The 13,155-nt window shown below is 72.1% G+C and carries 11 protein-coding genes; 2 read left to right on the forward strand and 9 right to left on the reverse strand.

Annotated features, from left to right (window positions below; translation table 11 throughout):
* Positions 1-28: 28 nt before the first annotated feature.
* The 8 genes from ACWD5O_RS30010 to ruvC form a co-directional block, all read right to left on the reverse strand.
* A complete protein-coding gene (locus ACWD5O_RS30010; protein ID WP_450087372.1) occupies positions 29-2,551 on the reverse strand; it encodes a RelA/SpoT family protein in 2,523 nt (840 codons plus the stop codon).
* Between the two features lie 170 nt (positions 2,552-2,721).
* A complete protein-coding gene (locus tag ACWD5O_RS30015; protein ID WP_450087373.1) occupies positions 2,722-3,288 on the reverse strand; it encodes an adenine phosphoribosyltransferase in 567 nt (188 codons plus the stop codon).
* A 105-nt stretch (positions 3,289-3,393) separates the two neighbouring features.
* Entirely contained in the window at positions 3,394-4,587 is a 1,194-nt protein-coding gene (secF, locus tag ACWD5O_RS30020) for a protein translocase subunit SecF (RefSeq protein WP_450087374.1), read from the reverse strand.
* Position 4,588: 1 nt separating this feature from the next.
* Positions 4,589-6,505 (reverse strand): protein translocase subunit SecD, encoded by a 1,917-nt coding sequence (gene secD / locus ACWD5O_RS30025; protein WP_450087375.1) that lies wholly within the window; start codon positions 6,503-6,505, stop codon positions 4,589-4,591.
* Positions 6,506-6,783: 278 nt separating this feature from the next.
* Entirely contained in the window at positions 6,784-7,140 is a 357-nt protein-coding gene (gene yajC / locus ACWD5O_RS30030; protein ID WP_354964201.1) for a preprotein translocase subunit YajC, read from the reverse strand.
* Between the two features lie 122 nt (positions 7,141-7,262).
* The gene (ruvB, locus tag ACWD5O_RS30035; protein WP_450087376.1) at positions 7,263-8,330 is read right to left on the reverse strand and encodes a Holliday junction branch migration DNA helicase RuvB; all 1,068 of its coding nucleotides are present in this window, start codon (positions 8,328-8,330) and stop codon (positions 7,263-7,265) included.
* A 55-nt stretch (positions 8,331-8,385) separates the two neighbouring features.
* Complete coding sequence (gene ruvA / locus ACWD5O_RS30040; RefSeq protein ID WP_450087377.1) at positions 8,386-8,988, reverse strand: Holliday junction branch migration protein RuvA; 603 nt, start codon at positions 8,986-8,988, stop codon at positions 8,386-8,388.
* A complete protein-coding gene (gene ruvC / locus ACWD5O_RS30045) occupies positions 8,985-9,512 on the reverse strand; it encodes a crossover junction endodeoxyribonuclease RuvC (protein ID WP_450087378.1) in 528 nt (175 codons plus the stop codon). Before ruvC ends, ruvA begins: the two co-directional genes overlap by 4 nt.
* 271 nt (positions 9,513-9,783) lie before the next feature.
* On the opposite strand from ruvC, the gene ACWD5O_RS30050 reads away from it, so the two are divergent.
* Positions 9,784-10,566 carry a 3-hydroxybutyrate dehydrogenase gene (locus tag ACWD5O_RS30050; RefSeq protein ID WP_354964197.1) on the forward strand — a complete coding sequence of 261 codons (783 nt, stop codon included), beginning with the start codon at positions 9,784-9,786 and terminating at the stop codon, positions 10,564-10,566.
* Between the two features lie 14 nt (positions 10,567-10,580).
* Positions 10,581-12,500: a helix-turn-helix domain-containing protein gene (locus ACWD5O_RS30055; RefSeq protein WP_450087379.1), complete on the forward strand. Its 1,920-nt coding sequence runs from the start codon at positions 10,581-10,583 to the stop codon at positions 12,498-12,500.
* An 18-nt stretch (positions 12,501-12,518) separates the two neighbouring features.
* Here ACWD5O_RS30055 and ACWD5O_RS30060 read toward each other — a convergent pair whose 3' ends face one another.
* The gene (locus ACWD5O_RS30060) at positions 12,519-13,127 is read right to left on the reverse strand and encodes a TetR/AcrR family transcriptional regulator (RefSeq protein WP_450087381.1); all 609 of its coding nucleotides are present in this window, start codon (positions 13,125-13,127) and stop codon (positions 12,519-12,521) included.
* Positions 13,128-13,155 lie beyond the last annotated feature (28 nt).

Raw genomic sequence — 13,155 nt, forward strand, 5'->3', positions numbered from 1 at the left:
GTGCCGCAGGGGTACGCGGCGCGGGCGGTCAGGCGCCGGAGGTGACCCGGTAGGCGTCGAAGACGCCGTCGACCTTGCGAACCGTGGCCAGCAGGTGGCCCAGGTGCTTCGGGTCGGCCATCTCGAAGCTGAACCGGCTCACCGCCACCCGGTCGCGGGTGGTGGTGACGGTGGCGGAGAGGATGTTGACCCGCTCCTCGGAGAGCACCCGGGTGACGTCGGCCAGCAACTTGTGCCGGTCCAGAGCCTCCACCTGGATGGCCACCAGGAACGTCGAGGCGGAGGTGAGCTTCCAGCTCACCTCGACCACCCGCTCGCTCTGCGCCCGCAGGTCCTCCGCGTTGGCGCAGTCGTCGCGGTGCACGCTCACCCCGCCGGAGCGGGTGACGAAGCCGAACACCGAATCCGGTGGCACCGGGGTGCAGCAGCGGGCCAGCTTGATCCAGACGTCACTGACGCCCCGGACCACCACGCCGGGATCGGCGCTGCTCTGCCGGCTGCGCGGCGGCCGGGTGGCGACGGCGGTCTCGGCGATGTCCTCCGCCGCGCCCTCCTCGCCGCCGTACGCGGCCATCAGCTTCTGCACCACCGACTGCGCGGAGACCTGGCTGTCGCCGACCGCCGCGTAGAGCGAGGCCACGTCGGCCAGGTGCAGGTCCCGGGCGATCGACATCAGCGCGTCGGAGGTGAGCATCCGCTGCAACGGCATGCCCTGCTTGCGCATCGCCTTGACGATCGCGTCCTTACCGGCCTCGATCGCCTCCTCGCGCCGCTCCTTGTTGAAGTACTGGCGGATCTTCGTACGCGCACGCGGGCTCTTGACGAAGCCCAGCCAGTCCTGGGTCGGGCCGGCGGTCTCGGACTTCGAGGTGAAGATCTCGATCACGTCGCCGTTGGAGAGCGTCGACTCCAACGGCACCAACTTGCCGTTGACCCGCGCGCCGATGCACTTGTGCCCGACCTCGGTGTGCACCGCGTACGCGAAGTCCACCGGCGTCGACCCGGTCGGCAGCGGGATGACGTCACCCTTCGGGGTGAAGACGTACACCTCCTGGCTGGACAGGTCGAAGCGCAGCGCGTCCAGGAACTCGCTCGGGTCGGCCGCCTCACGCTGCCAGTCCAGCAGTTGCCGCAGCCAGGTCATCTCGTCGATGTGCGCCGGCGGGCCGACGATCTGGGTGCCCTTGTGCTCCTTGTACTTCCAGTGCGCGGCGATGCCGAACTCCGCGGTGCGGTGCATCGCGTACGTGCGGATCTGCATCTCCACCGGCTTGCCGGTAGGCCCGATGACCGTCGTGTGCAACGACTGGTACATGTTGAACTTGGGCATCGCGATGTAGTCCTTGAACCGGCCCGGCACCGGCTGCCAGTTAGCGTGGATCACGCCCAACGCGGCGTAGCAGTCCCGAACCGTGTCGACCAGGATCCGCACACCGACCAGGTCGTAGATGTCGTTGAAGTCACGACCCCGCACGATCATCTTCTGGTAGATCGAGTAGAGGTGCTTCGGCCGGCCGGTGGTCTCCGCCTTGATCTTGGCGGCCTTGAGGTCGGTCTGCACCTTCTGCGTCACCTGCCGCAGCAGCGCCTCGCGCTGCGGCTGATGCTCCCCGATCAGCCGGTTGATCTCCTCGTAGCGCTTCGGGAACAGCGTGCCGAAGGCGAGATCCTCCAGCTCCCACTTGATCGTGTTCATACCCAGCCGGTGGGCCAGCGGGGCCAGGATCTCCAGCGTCTCCTTGGCCTTCTGCTCCTGCTTGGGCCGGGGCAGGAAGGTCAGGGTGCGCATGTTGTGCAGCCGGTCGGCCAACTTGATCACCAGCACCCGCGGGTCCTTGGCCATGGCCACGACCATCTTGCGGATCGTCTCGGCCTTGGCCGCGTCGCCCAGCTTGACCTTGTCCAGCTTGGTGACGCCGTCGACCAGCAGGGCGACCTCGCCGCCGAAGTCGGCCCGCATCTGGTCGAGGGTGTATTCGGTGTCCTCGATGGTGTCGTGCAGCAGCGCGGCGACCAGCGTGGTGGTGTCCATACCGAGGTTGCCCAGGATGGTCGCCACCGCGAGCGGGTGGGTGATGTACGGGTCGCCGGACTTGCGGTACTGCCCGGAGTGCCACCGCGCGGCCGTGTCGAAGGCGCGCTGGAGCAGCCGGGCGTCGGCCTTCGGGTGGTTCTCCCGGTGGCTGGCGATGAGCGGCTCGAGCACCTCGCTGACCTGCGAGGTCTGCCACGGCGCGTTGAACCGCGCGAGCCGGGCCCGGACCCGCCGCCCGGTGGGCGCGTTGGACAGCCCGAAGCCGCCGCTGGGCAGCGGCTCGACGCCGGCGTCGGTCGGGAACGGGACCACGACCCCGTCGGCACCGGGGGACGCCTCCGCGCTCGGCACCGCCACGGTCGGACGCACCGCGCCCTCGGCCGGAGCCTTGCCGGTGCCGTTGCCGGCGCCCGTCACCCTGGTCGGCGCGTCACCGTTCCGCTCCGTCACCGAGCCGTCAGCGTCGCCTGTCGGGTGCACCGTGCCCTCCACCGGAGGGACGACATCGTGGGACACCGGCCTCCTCACCGCTCGCCGGAACGCACCGGCCGTACGTCGGCCGGCCTGGTCTCGCGCCGCCGGACGGCGTGACCGCCGGCGTCAGCAAAGGGCAATGCTACCCGCACGGACGGTCCCCTGCCGCTCCGCCGGACGGTCGGTGCCCGGTCCGCCCGACGGGCCCGGGTTCAAACGGTCAGCAGGGCATGGACGGGACGCGGGGCCAGCCGCTTGCGGGCACCCAGGAAGGCGAGCTCCAGCAGCACGGTGAAGCCGGTGACGGTCCCGCCGGCCCGCTCGACCAGATCCAGCGTCGCCTCGGCGGTGCCGCCGGTGGCCAGCACGTCGTCGACGACCAGCACCCGGTGCCCGGCGGTGAAGGCGTCCTCGTGCACTTCCAGGGTGGCTTCGCCGTACTCCAGGGCGTAGGACACCGAGTGTGCCGGGCGGGGCAGCTTGCCGGCCTTGCGCACCGGCACCACGCCCACCCCGGCCGCGTACGCGACTGCCGCCGCGACGACGAACCCGCGAGCCTCGATGCCGACCACGACGTCGAAGCTGTCCCGCCCGTGGTACGCGACGATCCCGTCGGTCACCTCGCGGAACGCCTTACCGTCGGCGAACAGCGGCATCAGGTCCTTGAACATGACACCGGGCTGGGGGAAGTCGGGCACGTCCAGCACCCGGCTGGCCACCAGCCGGGCGGTCTCCGGGCCGCTGTCCCCGCGCGCCGCGGTGCTGTGGGTCTCCGTCACGGCTGTTCCGTTTCCTTCCAACGACGACGGCGTCCGGCGATGCTGCTCGCACAGCATGCCGGACGCCGTTCGGGTGTTTCCTCCCGGGTCCGCCCCGGGCGCCGGTCAGCGCCGCTTGGCGCCACCCGGCCGGTTGCCGCCGCCACCGGGGCGACCGCCCCGGGCGCCGGTCGGCCGCTTACCCGCCGGCCGGGCGCCCACCTTGGGGGCGGCGCCGGCCAGCGCGGCGGAGTCCGGGTCGACCGGGGTCTCCGCACCGTCGGCCTGGCCCGGGCTCGGGGCACCCTTCGGCGTGATCTCGCCACGGGACAGCGCGCCCCGACGGGTCAGCACCCGCTTGTTGTGGGCCTGGATCCGCGGGTCGTAGTTCTTCAGCAGCGCCAGCAGCGGCGTGGCCACCAGGATGGAGGTCAGGAACGCCACCGCCATACCGACGAACAGCACCAGGCCGAGGTCCTTCAGCGTGCCGGCGCCGAGCAGGCCGGCGCCGATGAAGAGCAGACCACCGACGGGCAGCAGGGCGACCACCGAGGTGTTCAGCGACCGCATCAGGCTTTGGTTGACGGCCAGGTTGGCCGCCTCGCCGTACGTCTGGTTGTTGTTGGCGGTGATGCCCCGGGTGTTCTCCTGGACCTTGTCGAAGACCACCACCACGTCGTAGAGCGCGAAGCCCAGGATCGTGAGGAAACCGATGATCGTCGACGGGGTGACCTCGAAGCCGACCAGCGAGTAGATGCCGGCGGTGAGGATCAGGTTCGTGAACAGCGAGGAGACGGCGGCGACCGCCATCCGCCACTCGAACCGCAGGATCAGGTAGACCATCACCAGCGCGATGAAGATGACCAGGCCGAGGACGGCCCGCTCGGTGACCTGGCTGCCCCACGCCTCGCTGACCTGGTTGCCGCTGATCTGGCCGACATCGATGCCGAGATCCTCGGCGATCTGGGCCTTGACGGCATTGGCCTGCTCGGCGGAGAGCTGCCCGGTGCGCAACTCGTAGGAGTCGCCGCCAGGGCCGCCGACCTTCTGCGCGGTGGCCACCTCGACGCCGGTGTTCTCGGCGGCGAGGGCGGAGTTGACCTCCTCCTCGGCCTGCTCCAGGGTGCCGACGCTGGCCGGCACCTGGAACGAGTTGCCGCCGGCGAACTCGATGCCGAGGCTGAACCCACGAATCGAGAAGCTGAGGATCGCGATCAGGACCAGGACCCCGGCGACGCCGAACCAGAGCTTGCGTCGACCGACGACGTTGAGACCGGCCTCGCCGTTGTAGAGGCGGCTCGCCAGACCGTTCTGAGCCATCTCAGGCCTCCTTGGCGCGCGGGTTGCGGGGCTGAGTCTGCTGGCTGCGGGCCGGAAGCGCCCGGCCCAGACCGCTGACCCGCGGGGACAGGAACGCCCGGGTCCGGGCGAACATCGTCATGATCGGGTGCCGGAAGAGGAAGACCACGACCAGGTCCAGCACGGTGGCCAGGCCGAGGGCGAACGCGAAGCCCTTGACCGTGCCGACCGAGACCACGTAGAGCACCACCGCGGAGAGCAGGGTGATCGCGTTGGCCGAGATGATCGTACGGCGGGCCCGGATCCAGGCCCGGGGCACCGCGCTACGTGGGCTGCGCCCCTCCCGGATCTCGTCCTTCAACCGTTCGAAGTAGATGACGAACGAGTCCGCCGCCACACCGAGCGAGACGATCATGCCGGCGATGCCGGCGAGGGTGAGCGTGAAGCCGATCTGCCGGCCGAGCACCACCAGCGCGCCGAAGACCAGCAGCGCGGAGAGGATCAGGCTCAGGAAGATCACCGAGCCGAGCAGCCGGTAGTAGAAGAACGCGTAGATGATGACCAGCAGCATGCCGATGCCGGCCGCGAGCAGACCGGCCCGCAGGTGGCTGGCACCCAGCGTGGCGGTGACGTTCTGCGACTCCTGCGGCTCGAAGGTCACCGGCAGCGCGCCGTAGCGGAGCTGGCCGGCGAGCGTGCTCGCGTCCTTCTGGATGAAGTTGCCGGTGATCTGGGAGTTGCCGGTCAGCACGCCCTGGATCTCCGGCGAGGAGACGATCTCGTTGTCCAGCACGACGGCCACCCGGCACTTGCCGTCCTGGCCCAGCGCGGTCGCGTCGCAGGCCTGGCCCTCGTTGTTGAACGCCTCACGGGTGAGGGCGGTCCACTTGCCCTGGCCGTCGCCGGTGAAGTCCAGGCTGACCACCCAGGCGTTGGTCTGGTCGAGCACCGCGTCGGCGTCGTCCACGTCGGTGCCCAGCACCTTGGCCTGGTCGAGCAGGTACTTGGAAGCGCCGTCCTCGCAGGAGACCACCTGCTGCTTCGGGTCGGAGATCGACGCCGGCGGGCGCTTGTCGAGCTGTGCACAGCTGATCGTCGGCACGTTGAACTGCATCTGCGCCGGCAGCACCGCCACCTCCTGCGGCGACAGCGTGCCGAACGGCTTGAGCTTGTCGGCCAGCGACGGGTCGGCGGTCAGGTCGGCCGGCGCCTGCAACCCGCTGGCGGCCTGCCAGATGGGAGCCCCGACCTTCTGCTCGACGGCCTTCCGCTGCTCCTCGATGCTGGCCGGCACCGGCTCCTCGCTGGCGCTCGGCGACGGGGTGGCGGCACTCGGCGAGGCCGAGGCCGACGGGGTCGGCGTGGCGCTGGCGCTGGGCGTCGGCGCCATCCCGCCCTGCCCGCCGCTCGGCGACGTGGTCACCTTCGGCGCGGCGCTGCCCGACGGGGTCGGCGACGCGCTGCCGGACGGGGTCGGGCTTGCGCTGCCCGAGGGGGCCGGCGTGGCGGCGGGCGGCGGCACCGCGGCCGTCCCGCTGCCGTCGGCGGCCTTGAGCACCTTGCGGAAGCGCAGCTCGGCGGCGCTGCCCACGTCGGTGAGGTCCCGGTTTTCACCGGGCAGGGAGATGACGATGTTGCGGTTGCCCTCGGTGACCACCTCGGCCTCGGCCACGCCGAACGCGTTGACCCGGCTCTCGATGATCTGGCGGGCCTCCTCGAGGTTTTCCGCCGTCGGGGGCTTGCCGTCGACGCTGTTGGTCGCCTCCAGCGTCATCCGGGTGCCGCCGATCAGGTCCAGGCCGAGCTTGGGCTCTAGCCGGTCCTTGAAGCTCCCGCTGGCGCCGCCCGCGAAGAACACCAATAGGTAGAGGACGACGAAGATGAACCCGAGCACGGCGAGCTGCCGGCCGGGCCGCATCTGTCCCTGAGGTGGTGCCACGGTTGTCCTGTCTCCCTGTACGGTCGCGCCGCTGCGCGCGGCGGCGGCGGGTGTCGGGCCGGGGGTCCCGGCCGACGGGTCTGACCTGGGCCGGCGAGGGGCCGACACGGTGGCCGTACGCGCCGGCGCGGGACGCCGACGGTCACGGGAACGTGCCGACGCCCGGCGTCGACCCAACTATCCAGTTTTCACGTCACGTCCGCTGCCCCGTCGGGCGCGGCGGCCCGAGGGCCGTGGGCCGGCCGTACGCCGGACCCGCCACCCCCGGGAGGGAGGGGTCACTCCTTGACGGTGTCCGCGTCCTCGGTGGCCGGCTCGCTCGGCAGCTCCGCACGGGTGACCACCCGGGCGATGGCCGGCCGGGCGTACCGGGTCTGCACGCCCGGGGCGACCTCCAGCAGGACGCTGTCGTCCTCGATGCCGGTGACCGTGCCGTAGAGCCCGCCGATGGTCACGACCTCGTCGCCGGGGCCGAGGTTGGACTGCATCGACGCCGCCTCGCGGCGGCGCTTCTGCTGGGGGCGGATCATCATGAAGTACATGACACCGAAGAGCAGGGCGATCATCAGGATCGGCGTGAAGCTGCCGGCCCCGCCACCCGCTGCTGCGTAATGCACGGTTACTGACCTTCCCATTGGCCACCTGCCCGGCACACGGGGTGCCGGAGCGGAGGCGGATTCTCACGTCCTGTACAGACCGCGGCGAAGTCTAATCCCTGCACCTGAGAACACCGAATGCGGTGCAGATCACGTTCACATCACGGCTGTTCGGCGTCCAACGAGAACAGATCGGGCGCCGGTGGGACATCCACCCCAATTGTACCATTCGGTGGTGTTCGGCCCAGATGCCGCCAGGCGGCCTCGGTCGCCACCCGGCCGCGCGGGGTACGGGCCAGCAGGCCGGCGCGGACCAGGAACGGCTCGCAGACCTCCTCGACCGTGTCCGGCTGCTCCCCCACCGCCACGGCGAGCGTGGACAGCCCCACCGGGCCGCCCCGGAACGAGTCGACCAGCGCGGTCAGCACCGCCCGGTCCAGCCGGTCCAGGCCGAGCGCGTCCACGTCGTACACGGTCAGCGCGGCCCGGGCCGTGCCCAGGTTGACCACGCCCTCGGCCCGCACCTCCGCGTAGTCGCGGACCCGGCGCAGCAGCCGGTTGGCGATCCGCGGGGTGCCCCGGGCCCGGCCGGCGATCTCGGCCGCGCCCTCGGCGGTGATCGGCACACCGAGGATCCGCGCCGAGCGGTGCAGCAGGGTCTCCAGGTCCGCCGGGGCGTAGAAGTCCAGGTGCGCGACGAAACCGAACCGGTCCCGCATCGGCCCGGTCAACAGGCCCGACCGCGTGGTCGCCCCGACCAGCGTGAACGGCTCGACGTCCAGCGGGATGGCGGTGGCGCCCGGCCCCTTGCCGACCACCACGTCGACCCGGAAGTCCTCCATCGCGCTGTAGAGCAGCTCCTCGGCTGGCCGCGCGATCCGGTGGATCTCGTCGATGAACAGCACGTCACCCTCGGCGAGGCTGGTCAGGATGGCCGCCAGGTCGCCCGAGCGCTCGATCGCCGGGCCGCTGGTCACCCGGATGCCCGAGCCCAGCTCGGCGGCGACGATGTTGGCCAGGCTGGTCTTGCCGAGGCCGGGCGGGCCGGAAAGCAGGATGTGGTCCGGCGGGGAGCCCCGCCGCATGGCGCCCTGCAACAACAGGTCGAGCTGATCGCGGACCCGGTCCTGAGCGATGAACTCGGCCAGCCGCTTGGGCCGTACGGTGGCCTCCGCGTCCCGCTCCGCGTCGGTGACGTACGCCGAGACGAGCCCCTCGGTCTCACTCACTGTGCCCTCTTCATTCGCGACTGCGGGGCTCGCAAAACCGGCTCACTCCTCGCGCTCATCGGGTACGACCCAGCAGGCGGATGGCCTGCCTGAGCAGGACCGGCACGGCCGGGGTCTCGCCGTCGACGGTCTCCGCCACCGCGGCCACCGCCTGGTCGGCCTGCCCCGCCGTCCAGCCCAGCCCGACCAGCGCTTGGCGGACCTGATCGGGCCAGGCGCCGCCGGTCACCCCGCCCACGCCGTCGGCGCCGATCGACACCGGGCCGATCCGGTCGCGCAGCTCCAGCACCAGCCGCTCGGCGCCCTTCTTGCCGATCCCGGGCACCCGGGTCAGCGCGGCGGTGTCGGCGTTGGCGATCGCCTTGCGCACCGCGTCCGGGGTGTGCACGGCCAGCACCGCCTGGGCCAGCCTCGGGCCGACGCCGCTCGCGGTCTGGAGCAGCTCGAACAGCGCCTTGGCATCGTCGTCGGCGAAACCGTAGAGGGTCAGCGAATCCTCCCGGACGACGAGGCTGGTGGCGAGCCGGGCACTCTGGCCGACCCGCAGCTCGGCGATGAGCCCGGGGGCGCAGTGCACGGCCAGGCCGACCCCGCCGACCTCGATCACGGCCTGGTCCGGACCCGTCGCGGTCACCGTGCCGCGCACGCTGGCGATCATCGCGTTCCTCCTCGTCGTGCCCGGTCGGCCGCCGCGGCCAGCTTGGAGCGGGTCCCGCCGCGCCACACGTGGCAGATGGCCAGGGCGAGCGCGTCGGCGGCGTCGGCCGGCTTCGGCGGCTCGGCCAGCCGCAGCAGCCGGGTCACCATGGCGGTCATCTGCGCCTTGTCGGCCTGACCGGAGCCGGTCACCGCCGCCTTCACCTCGCTCGGGGTGTACGTCTGCACCGGCAGCCCGGCGCGCGCCCCGGCCAGCACGGCGATGCCGCTGGCCTGCGCGGTGCCCATGACCGTGCGGACGTTGTGCTGGCTGAACACCCGCTCGACGGCGACGCTGTCCGGTTGATGCTCGGCCACCAACTCGGTCAGTGACCGGTCCAGGTGCAGCAGCCGCAGCGGCAGGTCGTCGGCCGGGTCGGTGTAGACCACGTAGTAGGCGATCAGGGTGCAGGGCCGGCCGGGCACGCCCTCGACCACGCCCACCCCGCACCGGGTCAACCCCGGGTCAACCCCGAGAACCCGCACGCCGCCCCCCTCCACCCGTCAGCAGTACGTGTGTTCGACACCCTACTGCCCCACCCCCAAGGGCACGGAAGAGACACGCCCGCCCCTGTCGATCATGGAGTTGTGGTGGGTCACAGAGGCCGCGAAAGCCCGCTGATCGGGCACCACGACTCCATGATCGACGAGAGCGGCCGGGAGACCCGCCGTGCGCGGGGGGCCACACAGAGTTGGTGTGGGATATGTGTTGTCGGAACATGTGCGCGGGGCCACACAGCTCGTAACTTCTTGCGCCATGACGGCAGAACCCGTGGCGGTCCCCCACGTCGTACACGTCGACCTCGCTGGTCGGACCGCCCTGGTCACCGGGGGTGGCAGCGGCATCGGGCGAGCCTGCGCCCTGCGGCTGGGCGCGGCCGGCGCCAAGGTGCTCGTGGTGGACCGCAACCTGGACGCGGCCAAGGCGGTCGCCGCCGAGGTCGGCGGCCGCGCCGAGGGCGTGGACCTGGCCGACGCCGCCGCGGTGGACCGGCTCGACGTGGACGTGGACATCGTGGTGAACAACGCCGGGCTCCAGCACGTGGCGCCCGTGCAGGACTTCCCCGTCGAACGCTTCGAGTACATCCAGCGGGTCATGGTCGAGGCGCCGTTCCTGCTGATCCGCCGCGCGCTACCGCACATGTACGCGCGTGGCTGGGGCCGGATCGTCAACATCTCCTCCGTGCACGGGCTGCGGGCGTCGCCGTACAAGGCGGCCTACGTCTCGGCGAAGCACGCGCTGGAGGGATTGTCGAAGGTGGTGGCGCTGGAGGGCGCCGCGCACGGCGTGACCGCCAACTGCATCAACCCGGCGTACGTGCGCACCGCCCTGGTGGAGAGCCAGATCGCCGACCAGGCCGCCAGCCACGGCATCCCGGAGGCCGAGGTGATCGAGAAGATCATGCTGGCCCGGGCCGCGATCAAGCGGCTGATCGAACCGGAGGAGGTGGCGGAGCTGCTGGCGTATCTCTGCTCACCGCCGGCGGCGTTCATCACCGGCGCGTCGATCGCGCTCGACGGGGGCTGGACGGCCAACTAGTGGGCCCGAGCACAATGTCGACCATGTCGTCGCCGGTGGAGTTCCTGGAACTGCTCGCCCGTGAGGCCGCGGCGGTCGAGTTCGAGGGACCGCTGGTGGCCGCGCGGGCCGCCGGGCTGCCCGCCGACCGGCTGGCCGAGCTGGAGCAGGCGAAGACGGTGGCGCTGCGGGTCCGCGCGCTGCTGGAGCGCCGGCGCCGCCGGGAGACCGAGCTGTCCGGCCTGTACGACACGGTCAGCGACCTGGCCGGGCTGCGCGACCTGGACGACGTGCTGCGGGCGATCGTGCACCGGGCCCGCAACCTGCTCGGCGCCGACGTGGCCTACATGACGCTCAACGACGACGAGCACGGCGACACCTACATGCGGGTGACCGACGGTTCGGTCTCGGCCCGCTTCCAGCGACTGCGGCTGCCGATGGGCGCCGGCCTCGGCGGACTGGTGGCCCAGTCCGGCGCGCCGTACGTCACCGCCAACTACGGCGAGGACGAGCGCTTCCACCACACCGGGGAGATCGACGCCGGGGTCGGCGAGGAGGGCCTGGTGGCGATCCTCGGGGTGCCCCTGCGGCTCGGCTCCACCTCGATCGGGGTGCTGTACTCGGCGAACCGCTCGGCCCGGCCGTTCGCCCGGGAGGAGGTGGCGCTGCTGGTCTCCCTCGCCGCGCACGCCGCCGTGGCGATCGACACCGCTCGGCTGCTCGCCGAGACCCGCTCGGCGCTGGCGGAGCTGTCGGCGGCGAACACCACCATCCGGGCGCACAGCAGCTCGGTGGAGCGGGCCGCGGCGGCGCACGACCGCATGACCGCGCTGGTGCTGCGCGGCGGCGGGGTGGAGGACGTGGCGGCCGCGGTGACCGAGGTGCTGGACGGGGCGCTGCTGGCACTGGACGCCGAGGGGCGGCTGCTGGCCCGGGTCGGTGAGATCGAGGAGCCGGATCGCGCGGACATCGTCGAGGCGGTGGCCGCGTCCCGGACGGAGGGGCGCAGCGTGCGCCGGGGCCCGCTCTGGTACGCGGCGGTGGTGGCGGGCGCGGAGAACCTCGGCGCCCTGGTGCTGCGCCCGGACGACGAGCTGGTCGACGCCGACCAGCGGATTCTGGAGCGGGCCGCGCTGGTGACCGCTCTGCTGCTGCTGTTCCGGCGCACCGTGGCGGAGGCGGAGGGTCGGGTCCGCGGTGAGCTGCTGGACGATCTGATCGCCCGGCCACTGCGGGACACCGACGCGCTGCGCAGCCGGGCCCGCCGCCTCGGGGTCGATCTGGACGCCCCGCACGTGCTGGTGGCGGTGGGCGACGACGCGATCGCGGCCACCGGCTCAGCCCGGCAGCGGGTGCTCTCCTGGGCCACCACGTACGCCTCGGCGCGGGGCGGGCTGGCGGCGGCGCGCGACGGTCGGGTGGTGCTGATGCTGCCCGGGCGGGACGCCGGTGGCAGCGGCCGCGCGGTGGCCCGGGACCTGTCCCGGGTGACCGGCCGGCCGGTGACCGCCGGGGCGAGCGGCCCGTCGGCCGGGCCGGCGACCCTCGCGGGCGCGTTCCACGAGGCGGATCGCTGCCTCACCGCGCTGGGCGCGCTGGGCCGCTCCGGCCAGGGGGCGAGCACGGCGGAGCTGGGCTTCGTCGGGCTGCTGCTGGGCACGGTCGGTGACCGGGGCGAGAAGGACGTGGCCCAGTTCCTCACCGCCACCGTCGGGCCGGTGCTCGACTACGACGCCCGGCGGGGCACGGCGCTGGTGAAGACGCTGGAGGCGTACTTCGGGGTGGGCGGCAGCCTGGCCCGGGCCGCCGAGCAGCTGCACGTGCACGTCAACACGGTGACCCAGCGGTTGGAGCGGGTCGGTCAGCTGCTCGGCGCCGACTGGCAGCGGCCCGAGCGAGCGCTGGAGGTGCAGCTGGCGCTGCGCCTGCACCGACTGCGCACCCCGGCCGGCTGACCACCGGCCGGGTACGGGTCAGCGGGCGCGGATGCCCTCCAGCAGCGTGTCGACGACCTGCTCCGGCAGGGCCCGCTCGTCCAGCTCCGGGTTCCAGCGCAGCACCCGTTGGATCAGCATCGGCCCGGTGAGGAGCGCCATGGTCACCTCCAGGTCGATGTCCGGCCGGAGCAGACCCTCGCTGATACCCCGCCGCAACACCTCGCGCATCAGCTGCCGGCGCGGGGCGATGATGTTCTGGTAGAGCTGGAACTGGTCGGGGCTGCGATTCACCGCGGGCACCAGGCAGGGCATGATCTTCGCCGCTCGCGGGTCGACGTTCTTCCCGATCGCGCCGACGAGCAGCACCAGGTCGTCCCGGACGGAGTGCCCCTCGGGCTGCGGCAGGATGCCCTTGAGCCGGCGCAGCGCGTCCAGCAGCAACGCGTCCTTGCCGGCCCAGCGGCGGTAGATGGTGGCCTTGCCGACCCCGGCGCGGGCGGCGATCGCCTCGATCGAGAGCGCCTCGATGGTGCTGCCCTCGGCGAGCAGGTCGAGGGTGGCCTCGATGATCGCCTCATCGGCGCGGAGGCTCCGCGGTCGCCCGGGCGACCGCGGAGCAACGGGAGTGGACGTCATGTCGGGCAATGTACCCCAACCAAGGGAGATAGGAAGA

The organism is Micromonospora sp. NPDC005161 (genome assembly GCF_053599855.1).

Bases quoted from the DNA above. Each gene is read 5' to 3' on its own strand.
- secF (WP_450087374.1), bottom strand. From the start codon at position 4,587: ATGGCTCAGAACGGTCTGGCGAGCCGCCTCTACAACGGCGAGGCCGGT.
- yajC (WP_354964201.1), bottom strand. From the start codon at position 7,140: ATGGGAAGGTCAGTAACCGTGCATTACGCAGCAGCGGGTGGCGGGGCC.
- ruvA (WP_450087377.1), bottom strand. From the start codon at position 8,988: ATGATCGCCAGCGTGCGCGGCACGGTGACCGCGACGGGTCCGGACCAG.
- ACWD5O_RS30050 (WP_354964197.1), top strand. From the start codon at position 9,784: ATGACGGCAGAACCCGTGGCGGTCCCCCACGTCGTACACGTCGACCTC.
- ACWD5O_RS30055 (WP_450087379.1), top strand. From the start codon at position 10,581: ATGTCGACCATGTCGTCGCCGGTGGAGTTCCTGGAACTGCTCGCCCGT.